The 21,025-nt window shown below is 71.3% G+C and carries 22 protein-coding genes; 10 read left to right on the top strand and 12 right to left on the bottom strand.

The window, feature by feature from the left end:
• The first annotated feature begins 13 nt into the window (after positions 1 to 13).
• Positions 14 to 730, top strand: a complete 717-nt coding sequence (locus ACZ4S3_RS31285) for a TetR/AcrR family transcriptional regulator (protein ID WP_467940192.1) — start codon at positions 14 to 16, stop codon at positions 728 to 730.
• Positions 731 to 771: 41 nt separating this feature from the next.
• Here the strand turns inward: ACZ4S3_RS31285 and ACZ4S3_RS31280 are convergent, their stop codons facing one another.
• Together ACZ4S3_RS31280 and ACZ4S3_RS31275 are read right to left on the bottom strand one after the other, a co-directional pair.
• Positions 772 to 1,533, bottom strand: a complete 762-nt coding sequence (locus tag ACZ4S3_RS31280) for an SIR2 family NAD-dependent protein deacylase (protein WP_467940187.1) — start codon at positions 1,531 to 1,533, stop codon at positions 772 to 774.
• 37 nt (positions 1,534 to 1,570) lie between these two features.
• Positions 1,571 to 2,551 (bottom strand): hypothetical protein, encoded by a 981-nt coding sequence (locus tag ACZ4S3_RS31275; protein WP_467940183.1) that lies wholly within the window; start codon positions 2,549 to 2,551, stop codon positions 1,571 to 1,573.
• Positions 2,552 to 2,603: 52 nt separating this feature from the next.
• Between ACZ4S3_RS31275 and ACZ4S3_RS31270 the strand changes: the two genes are divergently transcribed.
• The 8 genes from ACZ4S3_RS31270 to ACZ4S3_RS31235 all read left to right on the top strand — a co-directional run bounded on the left by ACZ4S3_RS31270 (position 2,604) and on the right by ACZ4S3_RS31235 (position 10,682).
• On the top strand, positions 2,604 to 4,442 hold the full coding sequence (locus ACZ4S3_RS31270; protein WP_467940181.1) for a gamma-glutamyltransferase family protein: 1,839 nt from the start codon (positions 2,604 to 2,606) through the stop codon (positions 4,440 to 4,442).
• 102 nt (positions 4,443 to 4,544) lie between these two features.
• Positions 4,545 to 5,483 (top strand): inositol monophosphatase family protein, encoded by a 939-nt coding sequence (locus ACZ4S3_RS31265; protein ID WP_467940179.1) that lies wholly within the window; start codon positions 4,545 to 4,547, stop codon positions 5,481 to 5,483.
• 40 nt (positions 5,484 to 5,523) lie between these two features.
• Positions 5,524 to 6,945 (top strand): phytoene desaturase family protein, encoded by a 1,422-nt coding sequence (locus tag ACZ4S3_RS31260; protein ID WP_467940177.1) that lies wholly within the window; start codon positions 5,524 to 5,526, stop codon positions 6,943 to 6,945.
• Between the two features lie 45 nt (positions 6,946 to 6,990).
• Complete coding sequence (locus tag ACZ4S3_RS31255; protein ID WP_467940173.1) at positions 6,991 to 7,503, top strand: O-acetyl-ADP-ribose deacetylase; 513 nt, start codon at positions 6,991 to 6,993, stop codon at positions 7,501 to 7,503.
• A 285-nt stretch (positions 7,504 to 7,788) separates the two neighbouring features.
• Complete coding sequence (locus ACZ4S3_RS31250) at positions 7,789 to 8,205, top strand: hypothetical protein (RefSeq protein WP_467940171.1); 417 nt, start codon at positions 7,789 to 7,791, stop codon at positions 8,203 to 8,205.
• Positions 8,202 to 8,516, top strand: coding sequence for a winged helix-turn-helix domain-containing protein (locus tag ACZ4S3_RS31245; RefSeq protein WP_467940169.1), 315 nt, complete (start codon positions 8,202 to 8,204; stop codon positions 8,514 to 8,516). The genes ACZ4S3_RS31250 and ACZ4S3_RS31245 overlap by 4 nt, the downstream gene beginning before the upstream one ends.
• A 128-nt stretch (positions 8,517 to 8,644) precedes the next feature.
• Positions 8,645 to 10,120 carry an AlkA N-terminal domain-containing protein gene (locus ACZ4S3_RS31240; RefSeq protein WP_467940167.1) on the top strand — a complete coding sequence of 492 codons (1,476 nt, stop codon included), beginning with the start codon at positions 8,645 to 8,647 and terminating at the stop codon, positions 10,118 to 10,120.
• Between the two features lie 10 nt (positions 10,121 to 10,130).
• A complete protein-coding gene (locus ACZ4S3_RS31235; protein WP_467940165.1) occupies positions 10,131 to 10,682 on the top strand; it encodes a methylated-DNA--[protein]-cysteine S-methyltransferase in 552 nt (183 codons plus the stop codon).
• A gap of 96 nt (positions 10,683 to 10,778) precedes the next feature.
• Here ACZ4S3_RS31235 and ACZ4S3_RS31230 read toward each other — a convergent pair whose 3' ends face one another.
• From ACZ4S3_RS31230 to ACZ4S3_RS31215, 4 genes are all read right to left on the bottom strand, one after another.
• A complete protein-coding gene (locus ACZ4S3_RS31230) occupies positions 10,779 to 11,006 on the bottom strand; it encodes a hypothetical protein (RefSeq protein ID WP_467940163.1) in 228 nt (75 codons plus the stop codon).
• A gap of 106 nt (positions 11,007 to 11,112) precedes the next feature.
• The gene (locus tag ACZ4S3_RS31225) at positions 11,113 to 11,580 is read right to left on the bottom strand and encodes a hypothetical protein (RefSeq protein WP_467940161.1); all 468 of its coding nucleotides are present in this window, start codon (positions 11,578 to 11,580) and stop codon (positions 11,113 to 11,115) included.
• Positions 11,581 to 11,865: 285 nt separating this feature from the next.
• A complete protein-coding gene (locus tag ACZ4S3_RS31220; RefSeq protein ID WP_467940434.1) occupies positions 11,866 to 12,675 on the bottom strand; it encodes a nucleotidyltransferase domain-containing protein in 810 nt (269 codons plus the stop codon).
• A 67-nt stretch (positions 12,676 to 12,742) separates the two neighbouring features.
• Positions 12,743 to 13,261: an NUDIX domain-containing protein gene (locus tag ACZ4S3_RS31215; protein ID WP_467940159.1), complete on the bottom strand. Its 519-nt coding sequence runs from the start codon at positions 13,259 to 13,261 to the stop codon at positions 12,743 to 12,745.
• Positions 13,262 to 13,435: 174 nt separating this feature from the next.
• Here ACZ4S3_RS31215 and ACZ4S3_RS31210 point away from each other — a divergent pair, with 174 nt between their 5' ends.
• Positions 13,436 to 14,560: a glycerate kinase gene (locus tag ACZ4S3_RS31210; protein ID WP_467940432.1), complete on the top strand. Its 1,125-nt coding sequence runs from the start codon at positions 13,436 to 13,438 to the stop codon at positions 14,558 to 14,560.
• 78 nt (positions 14,561 to 14,638) lie between these two features.
• Here the strand turns inward: ACZ4S3_RS31210 and pssA are convergent, their stop codons facing one another.
• The 6 genes from pssA to ACZ4S3_RS31180 all read right to left on the bottom strand — a co-directional run bounded on the left by pssA (position 14,639) and on the right by ACZ4S3_RS31180 (position 21,013).
• Entirely contained in the window at positions 14,639 to 15,499 is an 861-nt protein-coding gene (pssA, locus tag ACZ4S3_RS31205) for a CDP-diacylglycerol--serine O-phosphatidyltransferase (RefSeq protein WP_467940157.1), read from the bottom strand.
• Positions 15,486 to 16,133, bottom strand: coding sequence for a phosphatidylserine decarboxylase (locus ACZ4S3_RS31200; RefSeq protein WP_127153886.1), 648 nt, complete (start codon positions 16,131 to 16,133; stop codon positions 15,486 to 15,488). Before ACZ4S3_RS31200 ends, pssA begins: the two co-directional genes overlap by 14 nt.
• A 170-nt stretch (positions 16,134 to 16,303) precedes the next feature.
• Positions 16,304 to 17,509 (bottom strand): acyl-CoA dehydrogenase family protein, encoded by a 1,206-nt coding sequence (locus ACZ4S3_RS31195; RefSeq protein WP_467940153.1) that lies wholly within the window; start codon positions 17,507 to 17,509, stop codon positions 16,304 to 16,306.
• 2 nt (positions 17,510 to 17,511) lie between these two features.
• A complete protein-coding gene (locus tag ACZ4S3_RS31190) occupies positions 17,512 to 18,033 on the bottom strand; it encodes a MaoC family dehydratase (protein ID WP_467940151.1) in 522 nt (173 codons plus the stop codon).
• Positions 18,034 to 18,038: 5 nt separating this feature from the next.
• Positions 18,039 to 19,004, bottom strand: a complete 966-nt coding sequence (locus tag ACZ4S3_RS31185) for an HpcH/HpaI aldolase/citrate lyase family protein (protein WP_467940149.1) — start codon at positions 19,002 to 19,004, stop codon at positions 18,039 to 18,041.
• Positions 19,001 to 21,013, bottom strand: a complete 2,013-nt coding sequence (locus ACZ4S3_RS31180) for a protein meaA (protein ID WP_467940146.1) — start codon at positions 21,011 to 21,013, stop codon at positions 19,001 to 19,003. Before ACZ4S3_RS31180 ends, ACZ4S3_RS31185 begins: the two co-directional genes overlap by 4 nt.
• Positions 21,014 to 21,025: the final 12 nt, after the last annotated feature.

The following is a 21,025-nucleotide window of genomic DNA, read 5'->3' as shown; positions in this document are numbered from 1 at the left end:
AAGCAAGAAGAACGTGACCCGTGGTGACGGGGCCGACGCCACCGGCGTCGACCCCCAACAGCTCTGGCTGAGCCCCGATCGGCCCCGCAGAGGGCGCAGGCCCGCCTTCAGCCGCGAGGCGATCACGGCCGCGGCCGTCTCCCTCGCGGACGCCGAAGGGCTGGAGGCGGTCACCATGCGACGAGTCGCCGCCCAGGTCGGGGCCGGCGTCATGTCCCTCTACAGCTACGCCCCCGACAAGGAAACGCTGGTCGAGCTGATGGTCGACCACATCAGCGGCGAACTCCCGACGGCAGAGCCCGCTACCGGCGACTGGCGCAGCGATCTGAAGACCATCGGCCACCTCCAGCGTGCCCTTATGCTCCGTCACCCCTGGCTCCCCGCTGCGCTGTCCGCCCGCCGCACCCTCGGCCCGAACTCGCTGGCCTTCCTGGAGTGCGCACTCGCCGCCCTGCGGCCCACCCGGCTGGACGGCGCGGCGAAGCTGGAGGTCTTCAGCCTGCTCACCGGGCTTGTCGCCGGACACGTCGGCTACGAGATCGCCCAGTCCGCGGCCGCGAACCGGCCCGACCGGGCCGCGGCCGAAGCCCGCTACCTGGCCGTCGTCGCCGCCGACGGCCACCACCCGGAGCTCGCCGAAGTCCTCTCCGCACCCGGGCGCCCCCTGGACCCCGATGCCACGTTCACCCGGTTCCTCGGCCGCCTGATCGACGGCCTGGACACCGACTGATCCCGCAGACGACCTCTCAGATGGCCATGGGGGCTCGGCCCTTAGCCCAGATCCGCCAGCAACCTGGGCAGCGCGCTGCCGATCGGCTCGCGGATCACCTCGTCGGCGAGCTCGTCGTACGGGGTCGGTTCGGCGTTGACGATGATCAGGCGCGCGCCGTGCTCGGCGGCGAGGCCCGCGAGCGAGGCGGCGGGCTGGACCTGGAGCGTGGTGCCGACGGCGAGGAAGACCTCGGCGGCCTTGGCCACGCCCATGGCCGTACCGAGCACCTGCGGATCCAGCCGCTCGCCGAACATCACCGTCGCCGACTTCAGTACGCCGCCGCACACCAGGCACGCGGGATCCGGCTCGCCCGCGGTCACCCGCTCCAGCGCCTCCTCCATCGGGGACCGCGCAGGGCAGCGGGTGCAGACCACGGCGCGCGCGGTGCCGTGCAGCTCCAGGACCTTGCGCTCGGGCATCCCGGCGAGCTGATGCAGCCCGTCCACGTTCTGAGTGATCACCCGCATCGGGGTCCCGGACCGCTCCAGCCGCACCACCGCCTCATGCGCGGCATTGGGCCGGGCGCGGAAGACCGGGCTCTCCAGCCGCATCCGCCACGAGCGTTGCCGGATCTCGGGGTCGGCCATGTACGTGTCGTAGGTGACCAGCTTCTCGGCCTCCGGGTCGCGCCGCCACAGCCCGTTCGGGCCGCGGTAGTCGGGGATCCCGGAGTCGGTGGAGATCCCGGCGCCGCTGAGGATCGCGACGAGGGGGCGGCGCGGCGGACGGTCGGCGGCCGGGTCGTGGTCGGTGCTGGTCATGGTGCGAGCGTACGCAGGCGGTGCGCCTGCGGTCCTGTCACTTTTCGGTGTCGGGGTGCCAGCCGGGGGCGTGCCGGCCGGCGAGTTCTTCCCAGGCGGGTACGCCCCCGGGGAGGGGCCAGGAGCGGGTGAGATCCGGGGTGAGATCGAGCTCGTGCAGCTGTTTGCCCAGCTGGCGGCTTGCCGCGCCGGCGAGGATCGTCGCCAGCCCTTCGCCCTCCGCGTAGGCGCGCTCCAGGGGTGCGAGGCGGTGCTCGTAGTCGCTGATGATCGGCTGGGCGATCCACTTCAGCCACCGCTCCGACGACTCACGGGCGAGCGTGAGGACGGCGGGGCGGCCGCCCTCGGCGAGCGCCGCCGCGAGCCGGTCGTGCCCGTCCACCAGCACCAGCGAGTCGAGGCCGCCGACCCACCAGACCAGGACGGGTGGCAGGACGCCCTCGCGATACTGGCGGCGGTACGCCTTCACCCGTGGCGCGTCGGGCGTGGACAGCGGGCGCAGCGGAAGGAGGTCGCGGCGGTCCTCGTCGGGGTCGCCGGAGCCGCCCCAGGTGATGTGGCCGATGGCCGGGTCGTGGTGCGGCAGCCGTTCCCAGTTCTTGGCCGCGTCCCACTTGGGTGGCATACCACGCGTCAGTTGCCAATCGCCTTCGTGCAGCGGCCCGTTGGCGCTGTCCCGCAGTCCGTCCGTGAAGTGGTTCGCCCACCGGGCGAACCAGGCGTCGTCATCGTCCGGGCACGCCTCCCGGTGCTTGCGGGCGAGGTCGGCGCGCAGGGGCGGCAGGGGTGATGCGTACCGCCCGGTGCGGACGTAGTGCACGCCGCGACCCGTGACCCGCTGCCGCGCCAGCAGCGCGACCTGATTCCCTTGCTCACCGTCCTGGAGCAACACCAGCCGCCCTCCGTCGGCGACTTCCCAGCGCAGCGGCGGGCGTGCCGGCCTGTCGACGCTCAGGGCGAGCCCGTTCCAGCGGACCCCTTGGGCGGCGCGGGGGAGGTTAGTGCGCTGCATGGCCATGGGGACAAGACTAACGATGCGTTGATCGTCACCCATGGCCGAGGAGCCGCCCGTGTTCACCACCCGCCCCACCCTCCAAGGCACCTTCGGGATGGCCTCCACCACGCACTGGCTGGCGTCGCAGTCCGCGATGGCTGTCCTGGAGGACGGCGGCAACGCCTATGACGCGGCCGTCGCCGCCGGGTTCGTGCTGCATGTGGTGGAGCCGCATCTGAACGGGCCGGCGGGCGAGGTGCCGATCATCCTGGCTCCCGCCGGTGGTCCGGTGCGGGTGCTGTGCGGCCAGGGTCCGGCGCCGTCCGGCGCGAGCGTGGCGCACTACACCGCGCTCGGGCTCGACCTGGTCCCCGGCACCGGGCCGCTCGCCGCCGCCGTACCGGGCGCCTTCGACGCCTGGATGCTGCTGTTGCGCGATCACGGAACACAAACCCTGGCCGAAGTGCTGCGCTACGCCATCGAGTACGCCGAGCACGGCCACCCGGCCGTGGAGCGGATCGGCGAGACGGTCGAGACGGTGCGCGAACTCTTCGAGACGGAGTGGACCTCCTCGGCCGAGATCTACCTGCCCGGCGGCCGGTCCGTCGCCCCGGGCGGGCTGCTCAAGAACCGTCCCCTGGCGGCCACTTGGCAGTGGCTGATACGAGAGGCGGAGGCCGCCGCCACCGGGCGTGAGGCCCGGATCGACGCCGCCCGCAAGGTGTGGCGCGAGGGCTTCATCGGCGAGGCACTCGCCGACTTCGCGGCCCGGCCGGCCATGGACACCTCCGGCAGGCGGCATGCGGGCACCCTCACCGGGGACGACCTGGCCTCCTTCGCCGCCGGCTACGAGGCCCCGGCCACGTACGACTGGAACGGCTGGACCGTCGCCAAGGCGGGCGGCTGGTCCCAGGGCCCGGCATTCCTCCAGCAACTCGCCCTGCTGCCAACGGAGTTGCCCGAATACGGCAGCCCCGAGTACGTCCACCTGCTCATCGAGGGCGGCAAGCTCGCGATGGCCGACCGCGAGGCCTGGTACGGCGACGCCGAGGAGGTGCCGCTCGGCACGCTGCTCAGCGCGGACTACAACGCCGCCCGCCGGACGCTGATCGGCGAACGCGCCTCGCACGAGCTGCGGCCCGGCAGCCCGGACGGCCGCAGCCCCCGGCTCGGCAAGCACGCGGCGGCCGTCGCCTCCGGCGCCGCGGGATTCTTCGCCATGGGCATCTCCGGGGGCGGGGCGGGCGAACCGACGGTCGGACGCGGGGTGCCCGAGGATGTCGCCCCCGAGGTCGACCGCGACGGCGCCACCAGGGGCGACACCTGCCATATCGACGTCGTCGACCGCTGGGGCAACCTGGTCTCGGCCACGCCCTCCGGTGGCTGGCTGCAGTCCAACCCGGTCGTCCCGGCTCTCGGCTTCCCGCTCGGCACCCGGCTGCAGATGGCCTGGCTGGAGGAGGGCCTGCCCAACACCCTCACCCCCGGGCGCCGCCCCCGTACCACCCTCACCCCGTCCCTCGCGCTGCGCGACGGCGTCCCGGTGCTGGCTTTCGGAACGCCCGGTGGCGACCAGCAGGACCAGTGGCAGCTGCACTTCTTCCTCGCCGTGGCGCTGCGCTCGGCGGTCCGCGGCGGCCTCGACCTCCAGGGCGCCATCGACGCCCCGAACTGGCACCACGACTCCTTCCCGGGCTCGTTCTTCCCGCGCGGTATGCGACCGGGGAGCGTGACGGTGGAATCCCGGATCGGCGCGCCGGTCATCGACGGGCTACGGCGGCGTGGCCATCTGGTCACGGTGGGTGGCGCCTGGTCGGAGGGGCGGCTGTGCGCGGTGGCGCGGGATCCGGAGACCGGGGTGCTCTCGTCGGCGGCGAATCCGCGGGGGATGCAGGGGTACGCGGTCGGGCGCTGAGGCCGCAGGGCCGGGCGCGGGCGCCTCGCGGTGGCCTCCGCGGCATCGGGAGTTCACCTGGAGTCCAGTCGCGGTGTCAGTGGCTCGTGGTTCGATGGACACATGATCGATGCACTTCGTACCCAAGATTCGGGAGATACCACGAATATCACCGACGCCGTCACCCTGACCGCCACGACCGCCCCCGCGCCGGACCTCTCCGCGCCGGATCGGTCGGTGCCGGACCTGTCCGAGCTGGACCTGGCGGCCGTGGAGGCCGCCGTCCGCCAGGCAGCGGCCGACGAGATCATGCCGCGCTTCCGGCAACTCGCCGCCGAGGACATCGTCGAGAAGAACGGCCCGCACGACCTCGTCACGGTCGCCGACCGGCTCGCCGAGGAACACCTCACCGCCGCGCTCACGGCCCTGCTGCCCGGCTCCCGGGTGGTCGGCGAGGAAGCGGTGCACGCCGACCCGTCCGTGCTGGAGGCGCTGCACGGCGACGCCCCCGTCTGGATCGTCGACCCGGTCGACGGCACCCGCCAGTTCGTCCACGGCGATCCCGGTTTCGCCACCCTCGTCGCGCTCGCCCACCGTGGCGAGGTGCTCGCCTCCTGGACGTACGCCCCCGCGCTGGGCCTGATGGCCATCGCCCGCCGCGGCGCCGGCGCCGAGCTGAACGGCATACCGCTGCGGGCCGGATCCCCCGGCTCCGCCGCCGTCCTCGACGTCGCCACCTCCCACTTCGACTTCACCGACGACGAGCAGAAGCGGGTGCTCGCCGCCCTGGACACCGGCGGTATCGCGCCGCGCCCCTGTGGCTCGGCGGGTCTGGAATATCTCCACATAGCCCGCGGCGACCTCGACGCCACGGCCTTCAGCTGGGAAAACTCCTGGGACCACGCCGCCGGGCTGCTGCTGGTGCACGAAGCGGGCGGTGCCAGCGGTACGGTCGCCGGACAGCCGTTCCGCATCGAAGGCGGCAATGCCCTGCCGTTCACCGCAGCACGGGACGCCGAAACGGCTCGGCGTATCCTCGGACTGCTGGCAGCCGCCAACTGATCCTCACCGACGAGGGTCGGACTTGAGGGGAGTGGCGCAGGTGCCGAGGATGCTCGATGCCGTCGTGATCGGGGCAGGACCCAACGGCCTGACGGCGGCGGTCGAACTGGCCCGCCGCGGTATGTCCGTCGAGGTCTTCGAGGCCTGCGGCACGATCGGCGGCGGGGCCCGCACCGAGGAGCTGACCCTCCCCGGCTTCCGCCACGACCCCTGCTCCGCGGTGCACCCGCTCGCCGTGGGCTCGCCCGCCTTCTCCGCCATGCCCCTGGAGCGCTACGGCCTTCAGTGGCTGCACCCCGACCTCCCGATGGCGCATCCCTTCCCGGACGGCACGGCGGGCGTGCTGGCCCGCTCCGTCGGCGAGACCGCGATGTCCTTCGGCCCGCACGACGCCGGGACGTACCGCAGGCTCATCGCGCCCTTCGTCGGCAAGTGGGACACCATCGCCCACGACTTCCTGCGCACCCAGTGGCTGGGCCTGCCCAAGGACCCGCTGACCTACGCCCGCTTCGGCCTGGTCGCCGCACAGCCGGTCACCCTCCTCAACCGCCGCTTCCAGGACGAGAAGGCCCGCGCCCTGATGGCGGGCCTGGCGGCGCACGCCATAGCGCCGCTCGGCAGCTTCGGGACCAGCGGCCTGGCCCTGGTGTTCGCGCTCGCCGCGCACGCGGGCGGCTGGCCGGTGCCGCGCGGCGGCTCCCAGGCCATCTCCGACGCCCTTGCCGGACTGCTGCGCGCCCATGGCGGCGTGGTGCACACCGACTTCGAGGTCAAGCGGCTCGACGATCTGCCGCCGGCCCGCGCCTATGTCTTCGACACCTCACCGACCGCGCTCGCCCGGATCGCGGGCCTGGGCAACGCCTACCGCGACGTGAAGTACGGCCCCAGCGTCTTCAAGATCGATTACGCGATGGCGGAGCCGGTGCCGTGGACCGCCAAGGAGGCCCGCCGGGCCGGCACCGTCCATATCGGCCCCACCAGCGGCGAGATCGGCGCCGCACTGGACGCCGCGGTGACCGGCCGGGACCCGTCCGTCCCCTTCCTGATCACCGCCCAGCCCAGCCTGATCGACGACAGCCGCGCCCCCGAGGGCAAGCACACCTTCTGGGCGTACGGCCATGTCCCCAACGGCTGGGAGGGCGATGCCACCGACGTCGTCGAGCGGCAGATCGAGCGCTTCGCGCCCGGCTTCCGCGACCTCGTCCTGGCCCGCGCGGTCGCCGGACCGCCCCAGATCGCCGCCCGCAACGCCAACTACGTCGGCGGCGACACCGCCAGCGGCTCCGCGGCCGGCCTGCGCCTGCTCATCCGCCCCAAGCTCGCCCGGGTCCCGTACGAAACCGCGCACCCCGCCGTCTTCCTCTGCTCCCAGTCCACCCCGCCCGGCCCCGGCGTCCACGGCATGTCCGGCCACTACGCCGCCAAGACCGTCTGGCGCCGACTGCGCGAAAACCGCCGCTGATCAAAGAACTGGCCGCCCCGTAGGCCCCTGCCTACGCTCGGCACCATGCGCACCTCCCTCACCCTCGTCCAGGGCGACATCACCGAGCAGTCCGTGGACGCCGTCGTCAACGCCGCCAACTCCTCCCTCCTGGGCGGCGGGGGAGTGGACGGCGCGATCCACCGCCGCGGCGGCCCCGAGATCCTCGCCGCATGCCGCGACCTGCGCGCTTCCCGGTACGGCCGCGGCCTGTCCACCGGCGCGGCGGTCGCCACCACAGCCGGCCGGCTGCCCGCGCGTTGGGTGATTCACACCGTGGGCCCGGTCTTCGCCCACGACGAGGACCGCTCCCATCTCCTCGCCTCGTGCTACCGCGAGTCGCTGCGGGTCGCCGACGAGCTGGGCGCCCGGACGGTCGCCTTCCCGGCCATCTCCACCGGCGTCTACCGCTGGCCCATGGACGACGCCGCCCGCATCGCCGTCGAGACGGTGCGCACGGCGGACACGGCCGTGGAAGAGGTGCGATTCGTCCTCTTCGACGAGCGCGCGTACGCGGCATTCGCCGGGCAGATGCGCTGACCCGGGCACCGCCGGCCCCCATGGGGGCGGTCGCCTCGACGATGCGCCCCTCTCCGGCCCCGGCCGGCCGGGGATTCACCGCGTTCCGTCAGTTACGCACTGCAGTGGTCCAGTTGCACCCCGCCGCGTTTGACGCCTCACCTCTTCACGGGCGGCGGAGTGCCGATGCGTCATGCGGCCCTCGCCGAGGCGCGAGGTTGCCTCATCCGAATCTACTTGCACACTTGGAAAGTAGATGCCATGATCGCAACGTCGCACTGGCGACGAGGCTTCGCAGGAGGAGATATGACCCAGGACCCGTCGATACAGGCCGGTGACGCGCTGGCGCGAGCGGAGGAGTTGAGCCGAGCGGTACGCAAGAGCTCGCGCTGGTCCGTCCGTTACCTGGCGGCCTTCGCTGTGGCGAGCGGGGTCTTCACCTACGTGGTCGGCATGATGAAAGGCGTGGTTATCGGCCTGAGTTCGGTGGCCTGGGCCATGTTCGTCATCGCGATCTCGCTCTGGGCGGCTCGGCAGCAGGTGCACCGCCAAGGCTTCGCCCGCCGGCAGCAGCTCGTCGTGACGGGCTGGGGCATCGTCTACGGGATCGCGGTGAGCGTCGGCACATCGCTGTTCGCCGGCGACGCCATCTGGTGGGTCCCGGCGGCGCTGGCGACCGCCCTACCCGCCACGGCCGGGGCCGTGATGGAGAGCCGCTCGTGACCCACCCCCGGCATCAGCTGAACGACGTCATCCACTCGCCCGTGCGCTTCTCCATCGTGGCGACCCTGGCCGCCTCCGACAAGGTCGAGTTCAAGTTCCTGCGCGACACGATCGAAGTCAGCGACTCCACCCTCTCGAAGCACATCAGCGTGCTCGAATCGGCCGGCTATGTGAAAGCCACCAAGGGCTACGTCGGCAAGCGGCCCCGGACCTGGCTCTCGATCACCCCCGACGGCCGGACCGCGTTCGCGGAGCACTGCGAGGCCCTGCGGGCCATCGCCTCCGGAGAGCTGGGGCACACGTCGGACTGACGCCCCCGGCAAGCGGTGGCGGGTGGCCGTCCGGGGTGGGTACGGACGTTCGTACCGGCCCTGGTAGTCAGACGCTGATGTCGGATTCTCGCCAGCCTCGTCCCCTCGGCTGAGGAATCCTTGAGGGCATGCACACCGACACCGAGCGCTGTCTGCGCGCCGTGCAGTCCAAGGACGCCCGATTCGACGGCTGGTTCTACACCGCCGTGCTCACGACCGGAATCTACTGCCGGCCCAGCTGCCCCGTGGTGCCGCCGAAGCCCGAGAACATGTGCTTCTACCCGAGCGCGGCCGCCGCCCAGCAGGCCGGGTTCCGGGCCTGCAAGCGCTGCCGCCCGGACGCCAGCCCGGGGTCGCCGCAGTGGGACGAACGGGCCGACCTCGTCGCCCGCGCCATGCGGCTGATCGCGGACGGCGTCGTCGACCGCGAGGGCGTCCCCGGACTCGCCGCCCGCCTCGGCTACAGCACCCGTCAGATCGAGCGCCAGCTGCTTGCCGAGCTCGGCGCGGGACCGCTCGCGCTGGCCCGCGCGCAACGCGCCCAGACCGCCCGGCTCCTGGTGGAGACCACCGCGGTGCCGATGGCCGACGTCGCGTTCGCCGCAGGATTCGCCAGCATCCGCACCTTCAACGAGACGGTACGGGAGGTCTTCGCGCTCTCCCCGACCGAGCTGCGCGGCCGCGCCCGGCCCGGCCACGAGGCCGCCGCGGTCCCCGGCACCCTCTCCCTGCGGCTGCCCTTCCGCCGGCCCCTGAACCCGGACAACCTCTTCGGGCATCTCGCGGCCACTGCCGTCCCCGGTGTCGAGGAGTGGCTCGACGGCGCCTACCGCCGCACCCTGAGCCTCCCGTACGGGCACGGCATCGTCGCCCTGTCACCCCGCCCCGAACACATCGACTGCCGGCTCGCCCTCACCGACCTGCGCGATCTCGCGGGTGCCATCGCCCGCTGCCGGCGGATGCTGGACCTCGACGCGGACCCGGAAGCCGTCGACGGGCTGCTCCGGGAGGATCCGCAGCTGGCCCCGCTGGTCGACAAGGCGCCCGGCCGCCGGGTGCCGCGCACCGTCGACGCCGACGAGTTCGCGGTCCGCGCCGTACTGGGCCAGCAGGTCTCCACCGCCGCGGCCCGTACCCATGCCGGACGCCTCGTCGTCGCGCACGGCGAGCGGATCGACGACCCGGGCGGCGGCCTCAGCCACCTCTTCCCGTCCGCCGCCGCGCTCGCCGGACTCGACCCGGAGTCCCTGGCGATGCCCCGTAGCCGCCGCGCCACCCTCACCGGCGTCATCGACGCCCTCTCCTCCGGCGCGCTGCAACTGGGCGTCGGCAGCGACCGGGAGGCGGCCCGCGCCGGGCTCGCGGCGCTGCCCGGCATCGGCCCCTGGACCGTCGAGGTCATCGCCATGCGCGCGCTCGGCGACCCCGACGCCTTCACACCCACCGATCTCGGCCTGCGCCGCGCCGCCGCCGGCCTCGGCCTGCCCGCGACCCCCGCGGCCCTCATCCGCCACTCGTCGGTCTGGCGCCCCTGGCGCGCCTACGCCGTCCAGTACCTCTGGGCCACCGACGACCACCCCATCAACCACCTCCCCACGAACTGAGCTCACAGCCATGACCGTTGACCCCACCGCCGCCCGGCAGACCGCCCCCCTCACCCACACCGTCCTGGCCGACACCCCGATGGGACCGCTCACCCTCGTGGCCCTCGGCGACGCCCTCACCGGCCTCTACATGTCCGGTCAGCGCCACCGCCCGCCGCAGGAAACCTTCGGCACCCCGGCCGACCCCGACGATCCTCCGTTCGCCGAGACCATCGCCCAGCTCCAGGCGTACTTCCGCGGCGGACTGACCGCCTTCGACCTCCCCCTGGAACTCCGCGGCACGCCCTTCCAGCGGCGCGTCTGGGCGGCGTTGTGCGCCATCCCGTACGGCGAGACGGTCAGTTACGGCCGGCTCGCCGAACAGCTCGGCGTACCCTCGGCGGCCCGCGCCGTCGGCCTGGCGAACGGACGCAATCCGGTCGGCATCATCGTCCCCTGCCACCGTGTCGTCGGTGCCAACGGCAGCCTCACCGGTTACGGCGGCGGACTGGACCGCAAGCGCCTGCTGCTGGCCTTCGAGCGGACGGACAGCGCGCTGTTCCCGGTGGAGGACTGCGGCTGACGCCGGATCAGGGGTCGGGGCAGCAGGCGCCCGACGCGACGACCTTCGGCCACGCGGTCGGCATCAGCCGCTGAGCACACAGCTGCCGGTCGGGTGCTATCCGAAGAGCGCGGTCAGCTTCTGGAACAGCTTGGCGAGCGGGCGTCGGCGGACGGTGGAGGTGTGCGCCACGGCGGGCGCCGACGAACCGGTCTCGGTGACCGTTGGATCGCTCGGCGACTCCGGCTCGGGGGTGTCGGCCCGCGCGCCGGCGGGCTTCGATACGGTGCGTGCGGCCTCGGCGCGTACGAGTGCGCCAAGCGCGGCAAAAATGTCGATGGGCATGCCGATCTCCTGCAGTGTGGAAGTCCCGAGAGCTGATGACGGCAGGCCGCGAACGCCCCATGCGCCGACTGCGGGCGCGGGTACGCGAAGGCGGCGGCGGGTCGGATCAGCAGCGCAGGACGACCGTTCGCGAGGGAGATTCGGCAGCGGCGATCGTGACGGCGGCTCCGCGGGCGGCATCTCCCGATGCCGCGATGGCGGTGTGGAGGGAGGAGCCCCCGATCGCCTTGCCGCAGGTGCCGGTGGGTGCCTGAGGGCGCAGCTGGCAGCCCGACGCCTGGCTGGTGCGCCGTACGCCGCCACCCGGGTGATGCTTCTTGCCGCCTGCCGTCGACGTCAGTTCGGGCCCCGCCGTGACGCAGTGCCCCACGGCCGTGCCGGACATGGCGGAAGCGCCGGCAGGGATGCGGCAGCTGTCGGCGTGGGAGGACGGCAGATGGCAGGTGCCGACGATGAGCGCGGAGTACAGCAGCGCCAGCAACGCGACGCACAGCAGAACGCGCGCGTCACCATCGTCCGCAGAGCGGCTTCGGCTCACGGTGGCGCGCATGCAGATCTCCCAACGCTCTTCCACGAGGGGCTCCCCGGAAAGAGGTCGAGGCACTCCAGTGACAGCAAAAGAGGCGATATTTCCACCTGATCCGGGCATGAGATCGCACATATGTCTCTATCGGATACGTTCTCCCCGCCGGTAACGGTCCCGGGCCAGGGGTCAGGGGCCCGCGCTGCTCCGCTCCCCCCCGGAGTTCTCCGCGGCGTTCCCCACGCCAGGCCCGGCCACGGTCTGCCGCCCCGCCCCGCCCCGCCACCCCCTCCCCACCCCTCCGTCCGGCTCCGCTCATGACCGGCGGCACGGCCCCTAGGCCTCGACGACCGCGCGCACCTCCTCCACCAGCCGCTCCATCTCCGCCAGCGAGAGCCCCAACTCCTCCCCGCTGGAGCCCAGTTGACCGAGCAGGGCGGTGGCCCGGGGGCCGAAGTCCGCCGGGGTTTCCGGCAGGGCGGAGGCCGCAGCGAGGGCGCCCTTTTCGTTGAGGCACCAGACGCCGTGGTGGGCGTGCAGGGCCTGGACGAGGTTGCCGACGGCCCGGGAGAGGCACAGGGCGGAGTGCAGCACGTCGCCCGTCGCGTACGACTTGCTTGCCATGGCCGCCGAGAATCCCGCATCCCACACCGCGCCGCCGGTCAGCGACTTCCGCAGCGCCTCGGGGTAGTGCCGGGTCTCCTCCCTGAGCCGGGCCAGCTCCCCGTCGGTGTCGGCGAGTATGTGCCCCAGTGCCACCTCGCCCGGATAGGCGGGGGACCAGAAGCCCAGCGGATGACCGGCCTGTATCCCGGTCTCGAAGCGGCCCGCGCGGCAGTCTTCCCACACCCCTCGCACCCGGTCCACGTCCCGCAGGATCCAGTCCACATGGCTCCCGTCGGGCAGCACGAGCCAGGCTCCGCCGTTCACCCACGCGCCCCAGGCCCCCGGCCCGTACACCTCCACGGGACCGCCAGTCACCTCCGCGGCCAGTGCCTCCAGCGCCGGCAGGTCCAGCTCGCCCCGGTAGTAGACCCCCAGATCCCAGTCGGAGTCCGCCCGGTGCGTCCCCCGCGCCCGGCTCCCGCCGAGCATCACCCCCACAACTCCCGCCACCCGCACGGTCCTTGCCGCGATAGCCGCCATTCCTTGGAGATCATTCATGGCAGCCACACTAAAACGTCCGGGCGCCCGGCGAATCAACCCACGGTTCTCAACCCGACGTACTACGCCGCGCGGTCCCCTCCGGCGGCAGCCCGTCCTCCAGTTCCGCCGGTCCGCGGCCGTCGGTCAGCGCATCCAGCGCGGCGCGGATACGCAGCCGCATCCCCTCGTTCACCATCGTCGCGGCCTCGTCCCAGTGCACCAGCCGCCAGGACAGCAGCTCCTCCTCCTGGAGCCGGATCGCGGCGAGCTGGGCCTCGTCCAGTACCCCGCCGTCGTAGAGGTACGACACCAGCGGTGGGCGCGCCTTCCCGCGTACCCAGTCGACGGCGAGCAGCGCGCCCAGCTCCACGTCCAGGCCGATCTCCTCGGCGGTCTCGCGGCGGGCGGCCTGGCGGGGCGACTCGCCGGTGTCCGACTCGACCGTGCCGCCGGGCAGGATCCAGGTGTCGCGGTAGTTGGGCTCCACCAGCAGGAGGCGGCCCTCCGCGTCGCGGAAGACGGCGCCCGCGCCCGCGAGAACGCGGGGCAGGCCGGCGATGTAAGCGGCGTAATCCGTGGTTGTCACGGCGCGAGCCTATGGGGTGGGCGGGCCGCCGCTGAAGGGCGCCGGCCGGGTCCTGCGGAGCGAGATGCCCTGTTCGCCGGGCCTCTCGCCGGATAAGGTCACAGCGGCGCGACTGCCAGTTCGAAAGCAAGGGGAAACACGGTGGCGGACGCAGCAAGGACACACACCGCACGGGTGCTGATCGCCGCGGACAAGTTCAAGGGTTCGCTCACGGCCGTAGAGGTCGCCGAGCACGTCACGGCCGGTCTGCGGCGTGTGGTCCCCGAGCTGGACGTGGCGGCCATCCCGGTCGCGGACGGCGGCGACGGCACGGTCGCCGCGGCGCTGGCGGCCGGTTTCGCGCGCCATGAGGCGCGGGTCATGGGCCCCACCGGCGAGCCGGTGACGGCCACCTTCGCGCTGCGCGAGGACGGCACGGCCGTGGTGGAGATGGCGGAGGCGTCCGGCCTTCAGCACCTCCCGAAGGGCGTTTTCGCGCCCCTGACGGCCACCACGTACGGCACCGGGGAGCTGCTGCTCGCGGCCCTCGACGCGGGCGCGACCTCGATCGTCTTCGGTGTCGGCGGCAGCGCCACGACCGACGGCGGCGCGGGCATGCTGGCGGCGCTGGGGGCGCGGTTCCTGGACGCGGACGGCAAGCCGGTCGCCCCCGGCGGCGGCCCGCTGGCGGACCTCGCCACGGCCGACCTGTCGGGTCTGGACCCGCGGCTGGCCCGTACGGACATCGTGCTCGCGAGTGACGTCGACAATCCGCTCACCGGCCCCAAGGGCGCGCCCGCGGTGTACGGGCCCCAGAAGGGCGCGAGTGCGGCCGACGTGGCCGCCCTGGACGCCGCCCTGGCGCACTTCGCCGAGGTGCTTCAGACCGCGGTCGGCCCCAAGGCCGCCGAACACGCCCTGGCGCCCGGTGCGGGCGCGGCGGGCGGCATCGGATACGGCGCGCTGGTCGGCCTGGACGCGGCGTTCCGGCCCGGCATCGACGTGATGCTCGATGTGCTGGGCTTCGCGCCGGCGCTGGCGAAGGCCACGTTCGTGATCACCGGCGAGGGCTCGCTGGACGCGCAGACGCTGCACGGCAAGGCGCCGGCCGGTGTCGCCGCCGCGGCCCGTACGGCGGGCATCGACGTGGCCGCGGTCTGCGGGCGGCTCCAGCTGCCGCAGGAGGCCCTGAGCGCGGCCGGTATCCAGCGCGCGTACGCCCTGACGGACCTGGAGCCCGACCCGGCCCGCTGTATGGCCGAGGCGGGCCCGCTGCTGGAGCGGGCGGCGGAGAGCCTGGCCCGCGACTTCCTGGTCTGAGCGGCCAGGGCGCCGGAACAACGCCGAGGGCCCCGAGCGAACGTTCGCTCGGGGCCCTCGGCGTTGTCGTACGAAGGGTTACGGCAGCTGCGCGGCGCGTCCCTCGGCCCGCGACTCGCGGCGGTTGTCGCGGAAGGTGTTGACCCTCCGGGCCGTCGCGAACAGCGGGATCATCGCCCCCAGAACCACCTGCAGCGAGCAGCCGGTCTGCAGCAGCAGCTGACCGCCGGGGGCGTCCAGCGCCCAGGCCGCCAGCATGCCCATGCTGAGCACGATCCAGCTGAGCATCGCCACCGCGAGGCGGCCCCGCGGCTTGGGGTACTCGACCCGGCTCACCATCAGCCAGGCCACCCCGATGATCGCCAGCAGCGTCGGCAGGAACGGCAGCTCCAGCAGCACGATGGCGACGACGGTCAGGGCACCGAACGGGCTCGGCATGCCCTGGAAGATGCCGTCGCGCAGCGTGACACAGGAGAACCGGGCCAGCCGCAGCACCACCGCCAGCAGCACCACCACCGCCGCGACCACCGAAACCCGCTGGTTGGCGTCCTGGGCGACCATGCCCCAGGTCACCACGAAGTACGCGGGCGCCAGGCCGAAGCTGATCAGGTCGGAGAGGTTGTCGAGCTCGGCCCCCATTGCCGAGGCCCGGAGCTTGCGGGCGACCAGCCCGTCGAAGAGATCGAAGACCGACGCCATCAGCATCAGGATCACGGCCACCGCGGCGCTGTGCCGCGCCATGCCGCCGTCCTCGGTGCCCGTCAGATGCGGGATGAGGACGCCGGTGGTCGTGAAGTACACGGCCATGAAGCCACAGATGGCGTTACCGAGAGTGAGGGTGTCCGCTATTGACAGCCGCGTGGACAGCGGCATGTCATCCCCGTCCTCTTCGGTCTCGGGTGCCCAGCCCGCCTGTGTCTCGGGATCAATCACGGTCAAGACGAGTCACCCCCGCGGTGGTGGCCTGGCCGACCTCGACCGCGGCCTCGACGCCCTCGGGGAGGTATACGTCGACGCGCGAGCCGAAGCGGATCAGGCCGATGCGCTCGCCCTGCTCGACCTTGGTGCCCTGCGGCACGTACGGGACGATGCGGCGGGCCACCGCGCCGGCGATCTGCACCATCTCGATGTCGCCGAGCTCGGTGTCGAAGTGCCAGACCACCCGCTCGTTGTTCTCGCTCTCCTTGTTGAACGCCGGAACGAAGCCACCGGGGATGTGCTCCACGGACGTCACCGTGCCGGCCAGCGGCGCGCGGTTGACATGGACATTCAGCGGGCTCATGAAGATCGCGACGCGGGTACGCCCGTCCTTCCACGGCATGATGCTCTGCACCACACCGTCGGCCGGGGAGATGACGCGGCCCTGGGCGATCTCTCGCTCGGGGTCGCGGAAGAACCACAGCATGCCCGCCGCGAGTGCGGTGGTGGGCACGGCGACGGCGGCCCAGCGTCCCGAGCGACGGGAGCGGGCCAGGCTGACCGCTGCCGTAGCCACGGTCGGGAGGAGCCACGGCGACGCTCCGCGCGCGAGGCGGACGCGACCGCGTGGTGCAGAGGATTGGCTGTGGGGCATGGATGACCTTCGTAGCGGAGGATGCCGCGTATGGATACGGGGGACGGCGGCTTTCCGGGGATGCTATCGGGTGCGGGCGGCAACTGGCCAAGAGCCAGCGCCAATCCGTGGCCGAAGAGCGATGACGGGGTGTGATCTTTGTCTAGACGAAAACGCCCCAAACGGGGCGTTCACCCCTGGATTCGGTACTCCTCCAGTAGCCGTCGACCAATGATCATTTTCTGGATCTCGGCGGTACCTTCACCGATCAGGAGCATCGGGGCCTCGCGGTAGAGACGCTCGATCTCGTACTCCTTGGAGAAGCCGTAGCCGCCGTGGATACGGAAAGCGTCTTCGACCACCTCCTTGCAGTACTCGGAGGCCAGATACTTCGCCATGCCCGCTTCGAGGTCGTTTCGCTGGCCGGAGTCCTTTTTGCGAGCAGCGTTAACCATCATCGCATGGGCCGCTTCGACCTTTGTTGCCATTTCGGCCAGTTTGAACTGGATGGCCTGATGCTGGGCGATCGGCTTGCCGAAGGTGTGTCGCTGCTGGGCGTACGAAACGCCCAGTTCGAACGCGCGCTGGGCGACGCCGCAGCCGCGTGCGGCGACATTGACCCGGCCGACCTCGACGCCGTCCATCATGTGATAGAAGCCACGTCCGGTCTGGCCGCCGAGCACCCGGTCGGCCGGGATCCGGAGGCCGTCCATGATCAGCTCGGTGGTGTCGACGCCCTTGTAGCCCATCTTGTCGATCTTGCCCGGAATGGTGAGTCCGGGGCGGACCTCGCCGAAGCCCGCCTCCTTCTCCACCAGGAAGGTCGTCATCGACTTGTGCGGCGCGGTGCCCTCCGGATGGCCCTCGTCCGTACGGCACAGCACCGCCACGAGCGTGGACGAGCCGCCGTTCGTGAGCCACATCTTCTGGCCGTTGAGGACGTAATCGTCGCCCTCCCGCACGCCCTTGGAGGAGATGGCCGACACGTCCGAGCCCAGCGCCGGCTCCGACATCGAGAAGGCGCCGCGGATTTCACCGGCCGCCATCTTCGGCAGGAAATAGTCCTTCTGCTCCTGTGTGCCGTGCTGCTTGAGCATGTACGCCACGATGAAGTGGGTGTTGATGATGCCCGACACGCTCATCCAGCCGCGGGCGATTTCCTCGACGGTGAGCGCGTACGTGAGAAGAGACTCACCCAGGCCGCCGTACTCCTCGGGGATCATCAGCCCGAACACGCCGAGTTCCTTCAGGCCCTCGACGATCTGCGTCGGGTATTCGTCGCGGTGTTCCAGCTCCGTGGCGACCGGCAGGATCTCCTTGTCCACGAAGTCGCGGACGGTGGAGAGAATCTCCCGCTGAATGTCGGTCAGGCCCTCGGTCTGCGCGAGACGCGTCATGGCTACTTCTCCTTCTTGGCCGGGGCCTGCAGCTCCGGGCGGCCGGGCTGTTCGCCGCCGCGCTCCTTGATGTACGTGGCCGTGGGGACCATCACCTTGCGCCGGAAGACGCAGACCAGCGTGCCGTCCTGCTTGTAGCCCTTGGTCTCGACATACACGATTCCGCGGTCCGACTTGGACTTCGACGGCGTCTTGTCGAGCACGGTCGTCTCGCCGTAGAGCGTGTCGCCGTGGAAGGTCGGCGCCACATGCTTCAGCGACTCGATCTCCAGATTGGCGATGGCCTTTCCGGAGACATCGGGTACCGACATGCCCAGCAGCAGCGAGTAGATGTAGTTGCCGACGACGACATTCTTTCCGAAGTCGGTGGTCTGCTCCGCGTAGTTGCTGTCCATGTGCAGCGGGTGATGATTCATGGTGAGCAGACAGAAGAGGTGGTCGTCGTATTCCGTGACGGTTTTCCCGGGCCAGTGCTTGTACACATCGCCGACGGTGAACTCTTCATAGGTACGGCCGAACTGCATCGCGCTTACGCCTCCGGGGCCTCGAACTTGGACGTACGGGTCATGCCGGCGGCCCGGCCCTTGCCGGCGATGACCAGGGCCATCTTCCGGCTCGCCTCATCGATCATTTCGTCGCCGAGCATCGCGGAACCCTTCTTCCCACCCGCCTCCGAGGTGCACCACTCGTAGGCGTCCAGGATCAGTTCCGCGTGGTCGTAATCTTCCTGCGAGGGCGAGAAGACCTCGTTGGCGGCCTCGACCTGGCCCGGGTGCAGCACCCACTTGCCGTCGAAGCCGAGAGCGGCCGCGCGCCCGGCGACCTCGCGATAGCCGTCGACGTTCTTGATCTGAAGGTAGGGGCCGTCGATGGCCTGGAGGTCGTGCGTACGGGCGGCCATCAGGATCCGCATGAGGATGTAGTGGTAGGCATCCGCCGGGTAGCCCGGGGGCTGCTCGCCGACCACCAGCGACTTCATGTTGATGGACGCCATGAAGTCGGCCGGGCCGAAGATGATGGTCTCCAGGCGCGGCGAGGCACCGGCGATGTCATCGACGTTCACCAGGCCCTTGGCGTTCTCGATCTGCGCCTCGATACCGATCCTGCCGACCTCGAAGCCCATCGTCTTCTCGATCTGGGTCAGCAGGAGGTCGAGCGCCACGATCTGCTGGGCGTCCTGCACCTTCGGCAGCATGATGCAGTCGAGGTTGGGGCCCGCGCCCTCGACGACCGTGATGACGTCCCGGTACGTCCAGTGCGTCGTCCAGTCGTTGACCCGCACGACCCGCGTCTTGCCGGTCCAGTCGCCGTTGTTCAGCGCGTCGACGATGTGGTGCCGGGCGCCCTCCTTGGCGAGCGGCGCGCAGGCGTCCTCCAGGTCCAGGAAGACCTGGTCGGCCGGCAGGCCCTGGGCCTTCTCCAGAAAGCGGGGGTTGCTGCCGGGGACCGCCAGACAGGAGCGGCGCGGGCGCAGCCGATTGACGGGCGCGGTCATGCGGGGACCTCCAGAGGGTCGAGCTGGTTCGCTTTACGGATCTCGTCGACGATACGGCCGATGATCTCCGTGATACCGAAGTCCTTGGGGGTGAAGACGGCCGCCACTCCGGCTTCACGGAGGGCGGTGGCATCGGCGGAGGGGATGATTCCGCCGACGATGACGGGGACGTCGTCCACGCCGGTACGGCGCAGCCTGGTCAGTACGTCCGGAACCAGTTCGGCGTGCGAACCGGAGAGGATCGACAGCCCCACGCAGTGCACGTCCTCGGCGACGGCCGCCGAGACGATCTGCTCCGGAGTCAGCCGGATGCCCTGGTAGACGACCTCGAAGCCCGCGTCCCGGGCCCGTACCGCTATCTGCTCGGCGCCGTTGCTGTGCCCGTCCAGGCCGGGCTTGCCGACCAGCAGGCGCAGCTTGCCGCTGCCGAGATCGGCCGCGGTCTTGGCGACCTTCTCGCGGACCACTGCGAGCGGCGTGCCCGCCTCGGCCGTGACGGCGAGCGGCGCGCCGGAGACACCCGTGGGCGCCCGGAACTCACCGAAGACATCCCGCAGCGCCCAGGACCACTCGCCGGTCGTCACGCCGGCCCGCACGCACTCCAGCGTCGCCGGGAAGAGGTTGGCGTCGCCCGCCGCGGTCTTCTTCAGGACCGACAGCGCCTCCTGCGCCCGCGTCTCGTCACGGTTGTCCCGCCAGCCGTGCAGCGCCTTGACGACCCGCGCCTCGTTGGCCGGGTCCACCGTCATGATCGCCGTATCGAGGTCGGCGGTGAGCGGGTTCGGCTCGGTGGACTCGTAGCAGTTGACGCCGATGATCTTCTCCTCACCGGCCTCGATACGGGCCCGCCGCTCGGCGTGCGAGGAGACCAGCTGCGACTTGAGGTAGCCGGACTCGACGGCCGCCATCGCGCCGCCCATCTCCTGGATGCGCTCGATCTCGGCCAGACACTCGTCGACGAGGGCGTCCACCTTGGCCTCGATGACGTGCGAGCCGGCGAAGATGTCCTCGTACTCCAGCAGATCGCTCTCGTGTGCCAGCACCTGCTGGATGCGCAGCGACCACTGCTGGTCCCAGGGCCGCGGCAGCCCCAACGCCTCGTTCCAGGCCGGGAGTTGGACGGCGCGGGCGCGGGCGTCCTTGGAGAGGGTGACGGCCAGCATCTCCAGCACGATCCGCTGGACGTTGTTCTCCGGCTGCGCCTCGGTCAGCCCCAGCGAGTTGACCTGGACGCCGTAGCGGAAGCGGCGGTGCTTGGGGTTCTCGATGCCGTAGCGCTCGCGGGTCACCTGGTCCCAGATGCGGGAGAACGCCCGCATCTTGCACATCTCCTCGACGAACCGGACGCCGGCATTCACGAAGAACGAGATCCGGGCCACGACATCGCCCTTGCGGTCCTCGGGGACCTGGCCCGACGCGAACACGGCATCCAGCACCGCGATCGCCGTGGACATCGCGTACGAGATCTCCTGGACCGGCGTGGCCCCCGCCTCCTGCAGGTGGTAGCTGCAGATGTTGATCGGGTTCCACTTCGGGATGTTGTTGACCGTGTACGCGATCATGTCGGTGGTCAGGCGGAGGCTCGGCCCCGGAGGAAAGACATGCGTCCCCCGCGACAGGTACTCCTTGACGATGTCGTTCTGCGTCGTGCCCGACAGCTTGGTGATGTCGGCGCCCTGCTCCTCGGCCACCACCTGGTACATGGCCAGCAGCCACATGGCGGTGGCGTTGATGGTCATCGAGGTGTTCATCTGGTCCAGCGGGATGTCCTGGAACAGCCGCCGCATATCGCCGAGATGGGACACCGGGACCCCGACCCGGCCGACCTCGCCGCGGGCGAGGATGTGGTCGGGGTCGTAACCGGTCTGCGTCGGGAGGTCGAACGCGACCGACAGGCCGGTCTGGCCCTTGGCGAGGTTGCGCCGGTACAGCTCATTGGACGCCTCGGCGGTGGAGTGCCCGGCGTACGTCCGCATCAGCCACGGACGATCCTTCTGACGCTCAGTCATGTGTGACCCGTA

The organism is Streptomyces sp. NPDC028368, assembly GCF_055565615.1.
The sequence above is the reverse complement of the archived record's forward strand: the minus strand, read 5'-3'. Positions and strand labels throughout refer to the sequence as shown.

Bases quoted from the DNA above. Each gene is read 5' to 3' on its own strand.
- ACZ4S3_RS31280 (WP_467940187.1), bottom strand. From the start codon at position 1,533: ATGACCAGCACCGACCACGACCCGGCCGCCGACCGTCCGCCGCGCCGC.
- ACZ4S3_RS31275 (WP_467940183.1), bottom strand. From the start codon at position 2,551: ATGGCCATGCAGCGCACTAACCTCCCCCGCGCCGCCCAAGGGGTCCGC.
- ACZ4S3_RS31265 (WP_467940179.1), top strand. From the start codon at position 4,545: ATGATCGATGCACTTCGTACCCAAGATTCGGGAGATACCACGAATATC.
- ACZ4S3_RS31255 (WP_467940173.1), top strand. From the start codon at position 6,991: ATGCGCACCTCCCTCACCCTCGTCCAGGGCGACATCACCGAGCAGTCC.
- ACZ4S3_RS31250 (WP_467940171.1), top strand. From the start codon at position 7,789: ATGACCCAGGACCCGTCGATACAGGCCGGTGACGCGCTGGCGCGAGCG.
- ACZ4S3_RS31240 (WP_467940167.1), top strand. From the start codon at position 8,645: ATGCACACCGACACCGAGCGCTGTCTGCGCGCCGTGCAGTCCAAGGAC.
- ACZ4S3_RS31235 (WP_467940165.1), top strand. From the start codon at position 10,131: ATGACCGTTGACCCCACCGCCGCCCGGCAGACCGCCCCCCTCACCCAC.
- ACZ4S3_RS31230 (WP_467940163.1), bottom strand. From the start codon at position 11,006: ATGCCCATCGACATTTTTGCCGCGCTTGGCGCACTCGTACGCGCCGAG.
- ACZ4S3_RS31220 (WP_467940434.1), bottom strand. From the start codon at position 12,675: ATGGCGGCTATCGCGGCAAGGACCGTGCGGGTGGCGGGAGTTGTGGGG.
- ACZ4S3_RS31200 (WP_127153886.1), bottom strand. From the start codon at position 16,133: ATGCCCCACAGCCAATCCTCTGCACCACGCGGTCGCGTCCGCCTCGCG.
- ACZ4S3_RS31195 (WP_467940153.1), bottom strand. From the start codon at position 17,509: ATGACGCGTCTCGCGCAGACCGAGGGCCTGACCGACATTCAGCGGGAG.
- ACZ4S3_RS31190 (WP_467940151.1), bottom strand. From the start codon at position 18,033: ATGCAGTTCGGCCGTACCTATGAAGAGTTCACCGTCGGCGATGTGTAC.
- ACZ4S3_RS31185 (WP_467940149.1), bottom strand. From the start codon at position 19,004: ATGACCGCGCCCGTCAATCGGCTGCGCCCGCGCCGCTCCTGTCTGGCG.
- ACZ4S3_RS31180 (WP_467940146.1), bottom strand. From the start codon at position 21,013: ATGACTGAGCGTCAGAAGGATCGTCCGTGGCTGATGCGGACGTACGCC.